Here is a 13,139-nt window from a genome sequence, read left to right on the forward strand (position 1 = left end):
AGGCCGCCGCCCGTTTCCGGGCCACGGCCTCGTGGCAAGGGTCGGAGGTTCCTGGCAGGATACCTCCGGGGAAAAACTGAGGCCGTGGCACCGTTCATGGGTGTCACGGCCTCGAAACCTGCGGCGGCCGGTTACTCGGACCGGCGCACGCCCAGAGGCGGACACCCCATGCTTCCATCAACCTGCCCGACCATGCCCGCGCGCGCAGTGCTGGCAGGGCCGCCGATACCGGCTGCAAGGCCCAGGGGACGCGGGGTTGCAAGAGTGCAGGTAATCCGGATGCGCATGGGTTCCACCTCCTGCTTCAAGGGTTCGGCCCGGCTTGGCGGCGTCTCCCGCCGCTCACAGTTCCGAAGCCGTCCTCTACCTTACCACAGCCCAGGGGGGCCGGTCAAGAAGAATCTTCATGCGCTGGTGTGGGGAACCCATGCACGGTCCCACGGGCGGGTGCGGATGCCAGGCGGCCCCCGGGCCCATCCGGACACATGTTCGCTCGCCCGCCCTTCCAGTATCCCGTTCTCTCCCTGACACCGCCCTGTCAGGCACCTGCGGGGCGGCGGCGCAGGATCCGCTCCATGACGCCCAGGAGGCGCCCGGCGGGGCGCCGGTCGCCGTGTGGTCGTGTCCCCGCCGCACGCAGCGCGCGCTCCGCTTCGGCTTCCCGCAGCAGGCGGCGGTGGCGATCCAGGGCGATCTGGCGCAGGAGTTCAGGGCTGGCGTTCTGATCGAGCCGGTTCATCACTCAAGGTCCTCCTCCACGTTGGTGTGCTTCGCCCGGTGCACCCCGAGCATAACCGGACCACCCTGACACCCTCCTGTCGGTGATCGCCTCCAGGGTAGCGCCCGGGCACCTGCGCTGCATCGCCTGGTGGAAGGAGGCTCGCCTGCGACTCAGGTCGGAGGAACGCCGCGACCGGGCGGCGGACCGGGCGCACCCCGGTCCAGGCCCGCCGTTGGCCGGATCGGCTGGCCTTCGCCGCCCGTTCCGTCCGCTCATCAGCCTCCTCATTCGATTGAATTCCTACCACGCTCCGTGCTAGACTGGTGGGGAACGGCTTGAGGCAGCTTCGCAGCGCCGGCCTGCGCTCCGGGTCCATCCGGCTCGAGGGCGCCGGAGAGGGGAGTCTGGCGGGTGGACCGGGAAAGCCTCGTGGAATGGGTTCGCAGTTTCGCCCTGGCAGGTGTGGTAGCCCTATTCATCGTCACGTTCGTCGCACGCCCGTACGTGGTGGAGGGCCGGTCCATGGAACCGACGCTCCACGACCGCGATCGGCTCATCGTGGAGAAGCTGAGCTACCGCTTCTCGGACCCGCACCAGGGCGACATCGTGGTGCTTCGAAGCCCCATGGAGCCCGGGCGGAGGCTGATCAAGCGCGTCATCGGACTGCCCGGCGACCAGGTCTCCATCTCCCTGGGCAAGGTCTGGGTGAACGGCCGGGCCCTCGACGAGCCCTACGTGGACGCGACCGTCACCGGATTCATGCCTCCCAGGCAGGTTCCGGCCGACTCCTACTTCGTCATGGGCGACAACCGGCACCCGCAGATGTCCCTGGACAGCCGAACCTTCGGTTTCGTGGAACGGGACGCCCTGGAGGGGCGCGCCATCGTCCGGTTCTGGCCCATCACCGCCGTAAGCCTGGTGACCGCCGCGGCCACGGCCCGCTGAGGGTCGCACTCCCCGCGTCCGCCCCAGGCGCGATCCCGGCGGCGCATCCTGGCCGGCCGTCGTCCCTTGCGGCGACCCCTAGAACTGCCCCAGGGTGCCCCGGCGCTTCACCAGCATCTCGGCCCGGCTGAAGAACCAGATGCCGGCCAGGAGGGAGACCGCGGCCGCGCCGGCCACCAGCACCGCCGCCCACCCTGTGGGCACCAGCGGCTCCGTTCCCAGCCAGAAGACCCGGAGGGCATCCAACCCGTAGGTGGTGGGCAGGGCCAGGGCCAGTACCCGGAGCGCGGGCGGAAGGACCTTCACGGGGAACTGGGACCCCGAGAGCGTGGTGGTGGCATAGCTTCCCGCATCGGTGAGCTGGGTGGCCTCACGCAGGAGCAGCACCACGCCGGCGTAGCCGATGCCGAACCCGAAGAGCCCCGCGGCGGCCAGGGCCACGATGCCGCCGGCCAGAAACGGCGCTTGCCCCCAGCTGAAGCCGAACAGCCCGGCCCCCACCAGGACCGCGATCACGCCCATGAACAGGCTGGCGGTCATCTGGGCGATGCCTCCCAGCACCACCAGCATCCAGGGGGCGTTGGGCGTCACCCACTCGGCCTCCAGCACCCCCTGGCGGCGCAGGGTCTGGATAGGAAAGGCAAACCCCCAGAACGCGGCCGACACCAGCACATCGAAGAGCAATCCCAGCAGCAGGAAAGAGGCCGTATCGGCCGTTCCCGTGGTCGCCTCGAATCCCACGGCCCTCCCTGAGACGGTGAAGGAACGCATGAGGAAGACCAGCGGCGCCAGGAAGGCGACGGGCTGGACCACGTACCCCACGAGCTGGGCGGGGTACCGCAGGAGGGTGAGCCACACCCGCACGAGCTGCGCCCCGAGGATCCGGATCCACGTCACGACGTCTCGCCTCCTGTGCTCCCCGGCGTCGGGCCGGAGTCTCAGTAGCTGGTGAGCGTTCCCGTCCGGCGCACCCAGCGCTCGACGGCGTGCAGCGCGACGAGCCCCAGCGGCAGAAAGACGAGCCCGAAGACCAGGAGCGCGCGGACGTCGTCGGCCACGGCAGCCCACCCGCCGGGGGTAAGGGCCGCGGTGCGAACGGCCCGGATGGTGTAGGTGGGCGGCAGGAGGGCCGCAACCTGCTGCATCCAACCGGGCAGCACCTCGAGCGGGAAGGTGACGCCCGAGAAGATCATCACCAGGCCCCGCACCACGTAGACCAGGGCCGCCACCTCCTTGACCCACGCGGTGGCCGCGGCGAAGACGAGACCCAGCCCGTAGAGGTACGGCAGCGAGGCGGCCAGGGTCGCCAGCATCCACCCCAGGCTGCCCGAGATCTGCATGCCGTAGACGAAGCGGTACTCCAGGAGGCTGATACCCAGCACCCCTCCCAGGAAGAGGAGCGCGGGCAGGCCTTCGGTGAGAACCAGCAGCACCGTGGGCACGGGCGTGGACCAGTTCACCTCCAGCATCCCCTGGACCTGTTGGTAGCGGATGCGGTTGCCGAAGTCCCACAGCAGGATGTTGACGAGAAACCAGATGGTGGCACCCAGCAGCACGTAGGCCACCACGTTTCCGGTTCCGGCACGGGCCGCGAAGAACCCGAGGGCCTCGCCCTGGGGTCCCGCGGCCGCCCGGGCGGCGAAGACGTACCCCAGGGGAAAGAGCGCGGGCCACAGCAGCAAGCCGACCAGCTCCCCCGGGTAGCGCAGGAGGCTGACCCTGAGCTCCTTGCCCAGGGCCGCCCACGCGAGGCGGGGCCACCAGACGGCGAGGGGCTCCGGGTGCGGCCGTCCCTGGCGCGGGTAGGTTTCGGGTGCCTTCTGGTCGGGTACGATCTGATCCCCGGTCGCCCGCGGATCGGGTGTGAGTAGCTCATCCACGGGCCTCGGCCCCCTCCCCCAGCCGCCGGCCGGTCAGGGCCAGGAAGACGCTCTCGAGGGTGGGCGTCTCCTGGCCGGCCCGTACCACCCGCAGGCCCCGGCGTTCCGCCTCGGCCACGATGGGTGCCAGGGCCAGCTCGGTGGGTGGCTCGCCGTTCTGGGGCGTCCGGGCCGCCAGGCTGAGCTCCCAAACCCCGCCGGCCTCGTCGCGATGGGAGGCCATCCGCTCCACCCCCGCAAGTCCAAGGGAGGCCGCCCAACCGGCCGGGTCCTCCCCGTCCGGGCCCTGGAGTTCCAGGCGGACCACCGCCGATCGCCGCAGCCGGCTCTTCAGCGCCTGGGGGGTTCCCTCGGCGATGATCCGCCCCCGGTCGATGATGAGTACCCGGTCCGAGAGCTCGTCGGCCTCCTGCATGTTGTGGGTGGTGAGGAGTACCGCCCGGCCGTCGGCCCTCAGCTCCGCGATCAGGTCCCTCAGGGACCGGGCCGCCCGCGGGTCCAGCCCCACCGTGGGTTCGTCCAGCAGGAGCACGGGCGGGTCCGGGAGCATGGCCCGGGCCAGGGCCAAGCGCTGCTTCATCCCAGAAGAGTAGCGCTCCACGAGCTGGTCGGCCTTCTCCTCCAGGTCGAAGCGGCGCAGGATCTCGGAGATGCGCTGGCGGAGCACCGCGGGCGGTACCCGGTACAGGGTGCCGAAGTAGCCCAGGTTCTCGCGGCCCGTGAGCTTCCAGTAGGTGGTCCGCTCGCCGCCCAGCATGACCCCCAGGTGGGCTCGGGCCTCCAGGGGCCGGCGCACCACGTCGATCCCGCGAACGCGGGCCGTGCCCGAGGTGGGCAGGATGAGGGTGGCCAGCATGCGCACGGCGGTGGTCTTGCCGGCCCCGTTGGGACCCAACAGGCCCACCACCTCGCCCGGCCCCACCCTAAAGCTCACGCCGTCCACGGCCACGGTGGCCTCTCCCACCGGACGCCGGCGCCAGCCCCGGAGGGGCGGCGGGAAGGTTTTTCGCAGGTCCACGGCCTCCAGCAACAGGTGCACCCCCTACAGGACGGGCCGCCGGACGTTCATGCGTGCGGCTCGGTGCTCCACCCACCTGCGCAGGCGGTGAATGAGGGACGGCCTCTGCGGCGGCAGAGCGGAGCGGCCCTGCCTGAGGGCCCTGGTCACGCGATCTCTGCGGGCCTGTTCCAGCAATTCCTCGACGTGGATTCGGGCCACGTCCTGCATCAGAGGACCCCACGGCGCGACCATGGTGAGCGCCCTCCTCCCGTGCCCCGCATATCCCTTGCGGCGTGGTAGAAGCTGGGCACAGCAACAATGTAGCACGGGATGTTAACGATGTCAATGGCGACCTAAAAGATATTGAATGGCGGCTTCGATCCGCTCAGTGGGGCGCCGGTTCCCCGCCGGGGGCCGCGCCGGGCCGCGACCCGCTTCGCTCGGGCATCACCAGGCCCGCGGAGATGATGGTGCGGAACGCCTCTTCCACCGTCAGGTCCAGCTCGATGCAGTCCGAGCGTGGGGCCAGAACCACGAAGCCCGACGTGGGGTTGGGCGTGGTGGGGACGTAGACGGAAACCAGATCCCCTGGTGCTCGCAGGCTGGGCGGGACCTCCTCGTGGGTCACGAATCCGAGGCTGTACATGCCTGCCCGCGGGTATGGGATGAGGACCGCCCGCCGGAAGTGGCGCTGCTCCGGCAGGATCACCGACGTGATGATCTGCTTGGTTCCCGTGTAGAGCGAGCGGATGCCAGGAATCCGCTCCAAGAGCCGCTCACCCGTCTGGATCAGCCTCCGTCCCAGGAGGTTCGTGGCCACGAGGCCGGCCAGGACCGTAAGGGCCAGGGTCGCCACCAGCCCCACGCCCGGCAGGGGACGGCCGGCGAGACCCTGAACCAGACCACCTAGCAGGTGATCCAGGCGGGTGAAGGCGAACCAAAGGACATAGGCGGTCAGGACGAGGGGGAGAAGCACCGCCACCCCCGCCAGGAACGTTCTTTGCAGCCAGCGACCGATCCGGTGCACCGGTCAACCTCCTCGCTCCGCGCCAACGCCTTGGGCTTTTTGGGTGTCTAGACCGTACCATGGAGTGATCGGGGGGATTCGGGATGAGGGATCACGGAACGCTGCAGCCGCAGGCCGCGCCCGGCCTCACCCAGCGCGAGCAGGCGGCACGCGACCGCCTGCTCGGCGCCCTGGTGGATCACCTGCCCCCGGGCGTCACACCCAACCGCCTCACGTGGCTCCGCATTGCCCTGGTTCTCATCGCGTTCATCCTTTACCTGCGACGGGCGTCCCTTGCATGGCAGCTGGGCGTCATCCTGACCGCAGCCTGCACGGACTTCATCGACGGGCCCCTGGCTCGCCGGCGAGGGCTCACCGGCCTGCAGGGCGCACGGCTCGATCAGCGGGCCGACACGCTTCTGGGCGTATGGCTGGGGGTGCTGAGCATCCTGGAAGCAGGCGTTCCGCTCCCCATCCTGGTGGGTCTGGTGGCCGGGCAGGTGGCCGTTTGGGGGACCGACTACGGCTCCCGCCGCGCGGTGCTCTCGGGGCTGGTGGTGGGCCGGGGAGCCGTACCCCTCCCATCCTTCGCCAGCCGGCTCCAGTTCGTCCTGGTGCTGGCGGGCTTCTCGCTCCTGCTCACCCAAGCGGGCTTCGGCTGGGCTACCCGCCGGCTGGGCGAGTGGCTGCTCATCGCCGCCGTGGGGTCGGCCGGGGTACAGGCGGTCCGGAACCTGGAGCGGAAGCCGGCAGCCTAGGGGCGAGCGCGCCGGCGGCACCCCTTCAGGCGGCGATGGAGGACCGGCACCCGGCTTGGCGGCGCCGGCGGTTCAGCACGGGTCGGGATCGGGTGCGGGGCAGGTCTGCAGGTAGGCCCGGACCTCCCGGAACGGCGCCGTGGCCAGCCCCACGCTGGTGTCGGCGGCGCCGTAGTAAACCCGCAGCTCGTCGGTGGCCGGGTCCACCAGTGCGCCGGAGGGGAAGGTGACGTCGCTCACGTCGCCGATGCGCTCGTAGGGCTCCCGGGGGCCGAAGACCCACTGGTCGCTCCGCCGGACGAGGCGCCAGGGCTCCTCCAGGTCCAGGAGCGCGAGGCCGATGCGGTAGACGCTGCCCGAGGCCGTCAGCCGTACCCCGTGGTAAAGGATGAGCCAACCCTCCGGCGTCTCGATAGGCTGAGGACCCAGACCCACCCGGTGGCAGTCCCACCAGCCGGGGCGCACGGGAATGAGGATCCGGTGGTCACCCCAGTGCTTCAGGTCCGGTGAGAAGGAGATCCAGACGTGGGCCTCTCCCCGGATGATGGGCCGGTGGATCAGGGCATAGCGGCCCTTGAAGCGCCGGGGGAAGAGGGCCGCGTCCTTGTCCTCGGGCGGGAGCAGCGGGCCGACCCGCTCGAAGCTTTGGAAGTCGCGGGTCGTGATCAGCGAGACCAGGGGCCCGCCGCGCGAGAAGGAGACGTAGGTGACCGCGAAGTGACCTTCCTCCTCGAGCCAGGTGATGCGGGGATCCTCGAGGCCCCAGTGCTCCTCCCGGTACTCGGGGCTGCTCTCCAGCGTCGGCTGGGGATCGATGCGCCAGCCGGTGCGCCCGTCCCGGCTGCGGGCCAGGGTCAGGTGCGAGAAGCCCCTCAGGTCCTCCACACGGCAGAGCAGCAACGTCTCGCCGCCCAGCCGGGCGGCGGCGGGGTTGAAGACGGCGTTGACAGGGTAGGGCCACTGGGCCGGGGTGAGGATCGGGTTCCCGTCGTACCTCTGGAAGAGGTCGCTTGCACGGTAGTGGTTCGGGCGCGCCATGGGGCCGTCCTCCTCCCCCGGGGCCCGGCTACCCGTCCCGCCGGGCCCGCTTCTCCTCCGCCGGTTCCCCGGCTGGCAGGAGGTCTAGCTTCCGTCCCACCCGCTTCTCGATGGCCTTCAGGATACGCATCTCGCCGGGGCGCACGAAGGTGAGGGCCGACCCGCTGCGGCCCGCCCGTCCGGTACGCCCGATACGGTGGACGTACTCGTCCGCGCTGCGGGGGCAGTCGTAGTTGATCACGTGGGAGACCCGCCGGACGTCGATGCCCCGCGAGGCCACGTCGGTGGCCACCAGCACCCGCACGCTGCCCCGCCGGAACCGGTTCATCACGGCCGTTCGCCGTTCCTGCGTGAGGTTGCTGTGGATCGACTCCGCAGGGATGCGCCGCTGCTGCAACTGGCGCGCCAGGTGGTCGACGCCCTCCTTGGTGCGGCAGAAGACCAGCGCCTGCTGGACCGCCTCATCGCGCAGCAGGTCGCAGAGCACGTGGATCCGTCGCTCGGCGGGGATGGTGCTGTACGCCTGGGCGATGTCGGGGACGGTCTCCTCGGTGTCCGCCACCCGTATGGAGACCGGTTGGTTCAGGAAGCGCTGGGCCAGCCGGCGCACCTGCTCGGGCAGGGTGGCCGAGAAGAGCATCTTCTGCGTGCCGGGCGGAAGCCACGAGAGGATCTGCTCGACGTCGTCGATGAAGCCCATGCTGAGCATCTCGTCGGCCTCGTCCAGCACCACGGCGCTGACCCGGTCCAGCTCGATGGTGCCATGCCAGACATGGTCCATCAGCCGCCCAGGCGTGCTCACCGCCAGGTCCACCCCGGCCCGCAGGGCGGCCCTCTGGAGGGTCATGTCGTAGCCCCCGTACACTGCCAGGAGCTTCAGATCCGTGAACTGGGCCAGACCCTGGATCGCCTGGGTCACCTGGATGGCAAGCTCCCGGGTGGGAACGATCACCAGGGCCTGAACGGCCCCCGTGTGGCTGAGCCGCTGGATCAGCGGGATGCCGTACGCGGCCGTCTTGCCGCTGCCCGTCTGGGCCTGCCCGACGAGGTCCCGCCCCTCCAACAGGGGCTGGATGACCTGGGCCTGAATAGGCGTCGGCCGCGTGAAACCGAGGGTCTTGATGGCCTTGCGGATCGGCGGCTTGAGGTCGAAGGAAGTGAAGTCGTGACCGGCAGCCTCCGGCTCGTGGGACGGCGGCTGCTCCACCGCCTCGACCTGTTCAGGCTGGAGCGGCTGCCGCCGAACCTGGTCTGCGGTTGCTGGGCGCCGCCGCCGGCGTCGCCGGGGGGCCTGCCGGACCCCGTCAGGGGTCTGAGTGGTGGTGCGAATAAGCAGAAACCTCCTTGGATGGGAACACAGCCCGATCTCATTCGCTCAACAGGTCTTACGTTAGCACAGGAGACCGCTCCTGTGAAGGGTCCTGGGCGATTCTTTGCCGGCCGGTTCCACGCGCTTTCCACGTTCGGTCAGACACCTCTCGTGGCAGCGGCCTCTCCCAGCCCTGGCCGGCGGCCCCGGGGACGACCCGCTGAGCCCCACCTCCACACCCTTCCAGGAAGAACGCCTGCCGGGAACGAAAGGACGGTGCGGGGAGGTGCACCCGTGGACCCGGAGTCCGACGTGGCGCCGGTTGAGTCGGGAAGGAGTCAAGAACCGCCGGCGGGGACGCGCGGGCGGGCACGCTGGGTCCGCCGCCTGGTGGCGGTTCTGGCTGGGCTCGCCCTGATCGTGACCTTGCTGGGTCCTGCGATCCTGGCGGCCATCGGGCGGTGGCTGGCACGGCCGGACCCCTTGCCCTCCGAAGCCGGCGTCCTGGTGGTGATCTCGGGGGACCCCTACGGCCTGCGGGAGGAAGAGGCCGCCCGGCTCTGGCGGGAAGGCCTGGCGCCGGTGATCCTCGTCAGTGGCGGCTCGATCGCCTGGGAGACTGTGGCAGCCGAGGTGATGCGCCGGCATCTGCTGCGTCTCGGCCTTCCGCCCGAAGCGGTCCGCGTGGAGCCCCAGGCAAGCAGCACAGCCGAGAACGCGGCCTTCACCCTGCCCATGGTGGAGGACCTGGGCGCCCGCACCGTGGTGGTGGTCACCTCCAACTACCACGTCCGGCGCACCCGCATGACGTTTCGGCGGGCGTACGGGCCCGGGGGCATCCGGGTGTTCGTCCACGGCGCGCCGGACCCCGGCTTCCATCCCGATCGCTGGTGGCGTGAGGGCAGCGGCCGGGAGTACGCCCTGCTGGAGCTCGCCAAGATCCTGTGGTACGGGCTGCACCTCAAGTGAACGTCCCGGGAAGGAGGATGCGGCGTGGACGCGCTGGACTTCGAGGGGTCCCTCCTGGACGAGCTGCAGCACCTTCGGCATCTCCTGCGCGAGACGACCGAAGAGGTCCAGAAGTCCTCGCTGGAGGCTCGGGAGGAGACCCTCGTCCAGCTCAGGCGACGCATGCTGGATGCGGCTCAGGACGAGCTCCAGCGGTTGATGGCCGACTTCCGGGCGTCGCTGCCGCCGCCCGCCCGGCGCCCGAGCCGCGCCCAGGTACGCCGCAAGGCGGGCAAGTTCCTGCCGCCCCCCGACCCCGTCGCCGAGGTGTGGGCCGAGCCGGGCGAGGCGTGGCAGCTCTCCTTCGACGAGGCGCCCCCGCCCGCCGCACCGGAGCCTGAGGAACCCGAGGAGCCCGACGTGGCGCAGTTCGTGCGCCGGTTCGCCCGAACCCCGGGCGGAGACCGGACCCAGCATGCCCACGCCCGCTTCCTGCTGCAGCTCTGGGACCGGTTGCAGGCGGTCCGGGATCCCGAGAGCCGTCGGGGGCGACCGGCCGGCTGAGCGCTCGCGTCTCTGGCAGGGATGCCCAGGCAGCCGGCGAAGCCTTTCCTCGATGGCGCGCGGCCGCCCGGGGCGGCCCAACGGCCACTCCGGGGGTGGGTCGCGACGGCACACAAGGCATCCCTCTTCATCACGTGCCTGGCTGATGCGTTCTTCCCTCAGGTGGGGGAAGCGATGGTCCGGGTCCTCCACCGCCTGGGCGTCCGCCTGGACTTCCCCGAGGAGCAGGTCTGCTGCGGGCAGCCCGCCTTCAACGCCGGGTACCGGGACGCGGCCCGGGAGGTGGCCCGGGGTCTGGTGCGGGCCTTCGCCGGCAGCGAGGCGGTGGTGGCGCCCTCGGGTTCCTGCGCCGGCATGATCCGCCACTCTTACCCCGAGCTCTTCCGGGGCGATCCCATGGAAGCCGAGGCCCTGGATCTGGCCCGCAAGACCTTCGAGTTCTCCGAGTACGTGGTGGGGCACCTCGGCGTGGTGGACGTGGGCGCCCGCTTTCCCACTCGGGCCACGTACCACACGTCGTGCCACATGAGCCGTCTCCTGGGCGTGCGCAACCCGCCGTTGGAGCTGCTCCGCCACGTGGATGGGCTGGAGCTGGTGGACCTGCCCCACTCGGAGGAGTGCTGCGGCTTCGGGGGCACCTTTTCGGTGAAGATGCCTGAGGTGTCCACCGCCATGGGCCGGCGGAAGGCCGACTCCGTCGTGGCTACGGGCGCGGAGGTCCTCATCGGCTCCGACGCGGGCTGCCTCATGCAGATCGGCGGCCTCTTGCGCCGGCAGGGCCGGTCTCTTCCCGTGATGCACGTGGCTCAGGTGCTCGACGGGGGGGTGAAGCGATGACGCCCGAGCGCAGCCGTGATCTGAACGGGGGCGTCCGGACCCGGGCGCGCCGCGCGCTGGCCGACACCGGGACCCGCCAGGCCCTGGCCGCGACTGCCGGACGCTTCCGGGGCGCCAGGGTCCAGGCAGCGGCCGAGTACGGCGACTTCGACGCCTTGCGGGACCACGGGCAGGCCCTTCGCGCCCATACCATCGAGCACCTCTCCGAGTACCTGGCCCTCCTGCGCCGCCAGGTGGAGTCCGCGGGCGGCCACGTGCACTTCGCGTCCACAGCCCGGGAGGCCGTGGACGCGGTGATGCAGGTGGTGCGCCAGCGCCGGGCCCGGCGGGTGACCAAGTCCAAGTCCATGGTCTCCGAGGAGATCGAGCTGAACGCCGTCCTGGAGGCCGAGGGCGTGCGGGTGGTGGAGACGGACCTGGGCGAGTACATCATCCAGCTCGCGCACGAGCCGCCCTTCCACATCATCGCCCCCGCCCTCCACAAGACCCGCGCCCAGGTGGCCGATCTCTTCCGGGAGCAGGCGGGGGCCCCTCTGCCGGCGGACCCCACCATTCCCCAGCTCAACGCCTTCGCCCGCGAGAGGCTGCGTGAGGAGTTCCTGCAGGCGGAGATCGGCATCACCGGCTGCAACTTCGCCGTGGCCGAGTCCGGCTCCGTCGTCCTGGTGACCAACGAGGGCAACGGGCGGATGCAGACCACCATGCCGCCGGTGATGATCACCCTCATGGGGATGGAGCGGGTGGTGCCCACCTGGGAGGACCTGGGGGTACTCCTGGAGCTCCTGGCCCGCAGCGCCACGGGGCAGAAGCTCTCGAGCTACACGTCGGTGGTCACGGGGCCGCGGCGGGAGGGCGAGGCCGACGGCCCCGAGGAGTTCCACCTGGTCATCGTGGACAACGGTCGCTCGCGGATGCTCGGCACCGAGTTCCAGGAGGCGCTCCACTGCATCCGCTGCGGCGCCTGCCTGAACGCCTGCCCCGTCTACCAGCAGATCGGGGGGCACGCGTACGGCTGGGTCTACTCGGGGCCCATCGGCGCGGTGATCACACCTCTCATGCGGGGCATCGAGGAGTGGGGCGAGCTGGCCCAGGCCACCAGCCTCTGCGGCGCCTGCTGGGAGGCTTGCCCGGTGCGGATACCCCTCCACGACTACCTGGTCCGCATCCGCCAGCACGAGGCCATGGGCGCCGGTCGGCCGCGGCACCCGCTGGAGGCGGACCTGATCGGCGCCTGGCGCTGGCTCATGAGCCGCCCCGGGCGCTACCGGCGGGCCCTGGGCGCCGGGAGCCGGCTGGGCGGGCCTGTGACCGACGACGGTCACCTGAAGCGCGCCGCCGGGTGGCTCCCCGTCCTGAGTGGCTGGATGGCCCAACGCGACTTCCCTGCGCCAGCCCGTCGCCCCTTCCGAGAGCGCTGGGCGCAGCTGGAGCGGGAGCTGTACGGGCCCGAGCAGGGCCCCTCTGAGCGACGGCCGGCGCCCGGCAACGAGGCCGGAGCGAAGGAGCAGGGAGGTGAACGCCCGTGATCTCCGGACACCCTGGCCCTCGCCCTGCGCCGCCGCCCTTCGACGAACCGCTCTTCGACCGTTTCGCCCGGGAGCTGGAGGCCCTGGGGGGCGTCGGGCGCACCCTCCGTGGCGTCGCCCAGCTCCACGCCTACCTGGCCGATCTGATCCAGGCCGCTGCGGCACGCGATCCGGAAGGGGGTGTGCCGGTGCTCCGGTGGCGCGACGAGCGTCTGGAAGCCCTGGACCTGGACGCCGCCCTGACCTGCGCCGGCGCCCGGGTGCTGGCCTGGCCAGCTTCCCGGGAGGAGGCTGCCCGGGCCCTCATCGGCATCACCTGGGCCCAGGCGGCCATCGCCTTCACGGGCACCCTGGCCCTGGAGCACGACGCGGCCCGGGGCCGGCAGGTGAGCCTGCTCCCGCCGGTGCACGTGGCCCTCTTCCGCCGCGAGGCGCTGGTCCCCCACCTGGCGGACTACCTGCGACGCTTTGCGGGGCGGCCGGAGGCCGTTCCCTCCAACCTCACCCTGGTCACCGGCCCCAGCCGTACCGCCGACATCGAGCAGACCCTCACCGTGGGGGTGCACGGCCCCGGCGAGGTGCACGCGCTGCTCCTGGAGTGATCCAC

General features: G+C 71.1%; 15 protein-coding genes. 7 read left to right on the forward strand and 8 right to left on the reverse strand.

The window, feature by feature from the left end:
• Positions 1-538: 538 nt before the first annotated feature.
• Complete coding sequence (locus LIP_RS16445; RefSeq protein WP_144440558.1) at positions 539-739, reverse strand: hypothetical protein; 201 nt, start codon at positions 737-739, stop codon at positions 539-541.
• A gap of 393 nt (positions 740-1,132) precedes the next feature.
• Here LIP_RS16445 and lepB point away from each other — a divergent pair, with 393 nt between their 5' ends.
• Positions 1,133-1,666 carry a signal peptidase I gene (gene lepB / locus LIP_RS16450; RefSeq protein WP_068140839.1) on the forward strand — a complete coding sequence of 178 codons (534 nt, stop codon included), beginning with the start codon at positions 1,133-1,135 and terminating at the stop codon, positions 1,664-1,666.
• Positions 1,667-1,744: 78 nt separating this feature from the next.
• Here lepB and LIP_RS16455 read toward each other — a convergent pair whose 3' ends face one another.
• The 5 genes from LIP_RS16455 to LIP_RS16475 all read right to left on the reverse strand — a co-directional run bounded on the left by LIP_RS16455 (position 1,745) and on the right by LIP_RS16475 (position 5,573).
• Positions 1,745-2,563, reverse strand: coding sequence for an ABC transporter permease (locus LIP_RS16455; protein WP_068140840.1), 819 nt, complete (start codon positions 2,561-2,563; stop codon positions 1,745-1,747).
• A 41-nt stretch (positions 2,564-2,604) separates the two neighbouring features.
• The gene (locus LIP_RS16460; RefSeq protein ID WP_068140843.1) at positions 2,605-3,546 is read right to left on the reverse strand and encodes an ABC transporter permease; all 942 of its coding nucleotides are present in this window, start codon (positions 3,544-3,546) and stop codon (positions 2,605-2,607) included.
• Complete coding sequence (locus tag LIP_RS16465) at positions 3,539-4,576, reverse strand: ABC transporter ATP-binding protein (protein ID WP_068140845.1); 1,038 nt, start codon at positions 4,574-4,576, stop codon at positions 3,539-3,541. The genes LIP_RS16460 and LIP_RS16465 overlap by 8 nt, the downstream gene beginning before the upstream one ends.
• Positions 4,577-4,588: 12 nt before the next feature.
• Complete coding sequence (locus LIP_RS16470) at positions 4,589-4,798, reverse strand: hypothetical protein (RefSeq protein ID WP_068140847.1); 210 nt, start codon at positions 4,796-4,798, stop codon at positions 4,589-4,591.
• Positions 4,799-4,931: 133 nt separating this feature from the next.
• Positions 4,932-5,573, reverse strand: a complete 642-nt coding sequence (locus LIP_RS16475) for a DUF502 domain-containing protein (protein WP_068140848.1) — start codon at positions 5,571-5,573, stop codon at positions 4,932-4,934.
• A gap of 83 nt (positions 5,574-5,656) precedes the next feature.
• Here LIP_RS16475 and LIP_RS16480 point away from each other — a divergent pair, with 83 nt between their 5' ends.
• Positions 5,657-6,310, forward strand: a complete 654-nt coding sequence (locus LIP_RS16480) for a CDP-alcohol phosphatidyltransferase family protein (RefSeq protein ID WP_068140852.1) — start codon at positions 5,657-5,659, stop codon at positions 6,308-6,310.
• Positions 6,311-6,382: 72 nt separating this feature from the next.
• On the opposite strand, the gene LIP_RS16485 is transcribed toward LIP_RS16480, so the two are convergent.
• Complete coding sequence (locus LIP_RS16485) at positions 6,383-7,348, reverse strand: glycoside hydrolase family 130 protein (RefSeq protein WP_068140853.1); 966 nt, start codon at positions 7,346-7,348, stop codon at positions 6,383-6,385.
• Positions 7,349-7,376: 28 nt separating this feature from the next.
• Positions 7,377-8,555 (reverse strand): DEAD/DEAH box helicase, encoded by a 1,179-nt coding sequence (locus LIP_RS16490; RefSeq protein WP_068140854.1) that lies wholly within the window; start codon positions 8,553-8,555, stop codon positions 7,377-7,379.
• A 396-nt stretch (positions 8,556-8,951) separates the two neighbouring features.
• Between LIP_RS16490 and LIP_RS18205 the strand changes: the two genes are divergently transcribed.
• The 5 genes from LIP_RS18205 to LIP_RS16515 all read left to right on the forward strand — a co-directional run bounded on the left by LIP_RS18205 (position 8,952) and on the right by LIP_RS16515 (position 13,134).
• Complete coding sequence (locus tag LIP_RS18205) at positions 8,952-9,626, forward strand: YdcF family protein (protein ID WP_068140855.1); 675 nt, start codon at positions 8,952-8,954, stop codon at positions 9,624-9,626.
• A 24-nt stretch (positions 9,627-9,650) separates the two neighbouring features.
• Complete coding sequence (locus tag LIP_RS16500; RefSeq protein WP_068140856.1) at positions 9,651-10,169, forward strand: hypothetical protein; 519 nt, start codon at positions 9,651-9,653, stop codon at positions 10,167-10,169.
• Positions 10,170-10,298: 129 nt separating this feature from the next.
• On the forward strand, positions 10,299-11,006 hold the full coding sequence (locus LIP_RS16505; RefSeq protein WP_068142257.1) for a (Fe-S)-binding protein: 708 nt from the start codon (positions 10,299-10,301) through the stop codon (positions 11,004-11,006).
• Positions 11,003-12,532 (forward strand): LutB/LldF family L-lactate oxidation iron-sulfur protein, encoded by a 1,530-nt coding sequence (locus tag LIP_RS16510; protein ID WP_068140858.1) that lies wholly within the window; start codon positions 11,003-11,005, stop codon positions 12,530-12,532. Before LIP_RS16505 ends, LIP_RS16510 begins: the two co-directional genes overlap by 4 nt.
• A complete protein-coding gene (locus LIP_RS16515; protein ID WP_068140861.1) occupies positions 12,529-13,134 on the forward strand; it encodes a LutC/YkgG family protein in 606 nt (201 codons plus the stop codon). The genes LIP_RS16510 and LIP_RS16515 overlap by 4 nt, the downstream gene beginning before the upstream one ends.
• The last annotated feature ends 5 nt before the right edge of the window (positions 13,135-13,139 follow it).

Origin of the sequence: Limnochorda pilosa (assembly GCF_001544015.1) — a bacterium.
Taxonomy (GTDB): Bacteria; Bacillota; Limnochordia; order Limnochordales; family Limnochordaceae; genus Limnochorda; species Limnochorda pilosa.

What these genes read in the sequence shown, in the direction of transcription:
- LIP_RS16470 (WP_068140847.1), bottom strand. Translation starts at nt 4,798, where the DNA reads ATGGTCGCGCCGTGGGGTCCTCTGATGCAGGACGTGGCCCGAATCCAC.
- LIP_RS16485 (WP_068140853.1), bottom strand. Translation starts at nt 7,348, where the DNA reads ATGGCGCGCCCGAACCACTACCGTGCAAGCGACCTCTTCCAGAGGTAC.
- LIP_RS16510 (WP_068140858.1), top strand. Translation starts at nt 11,003, where the DNA reads ATGACGCCCGAGCGCAGCCGTGATCTGAACGGGGGCGTCCGGACCCGG.
- LIP_RS16480 (WP_068140852.1), top strand. Translation starts at nt 5,657, where the DNA reads ATGAGGGATCACGGAACGCTGCAGCCGCAGGCCGCGCCCGGCCTCACC.
- LIP_RS16445 (WP_144440558.1), bottom strand. Translation starts at nt 739, where the DNA reads ATGAACCGGCTCGATCAGAACGCCAGCCCTGAACTCCTGCGCCAGATC.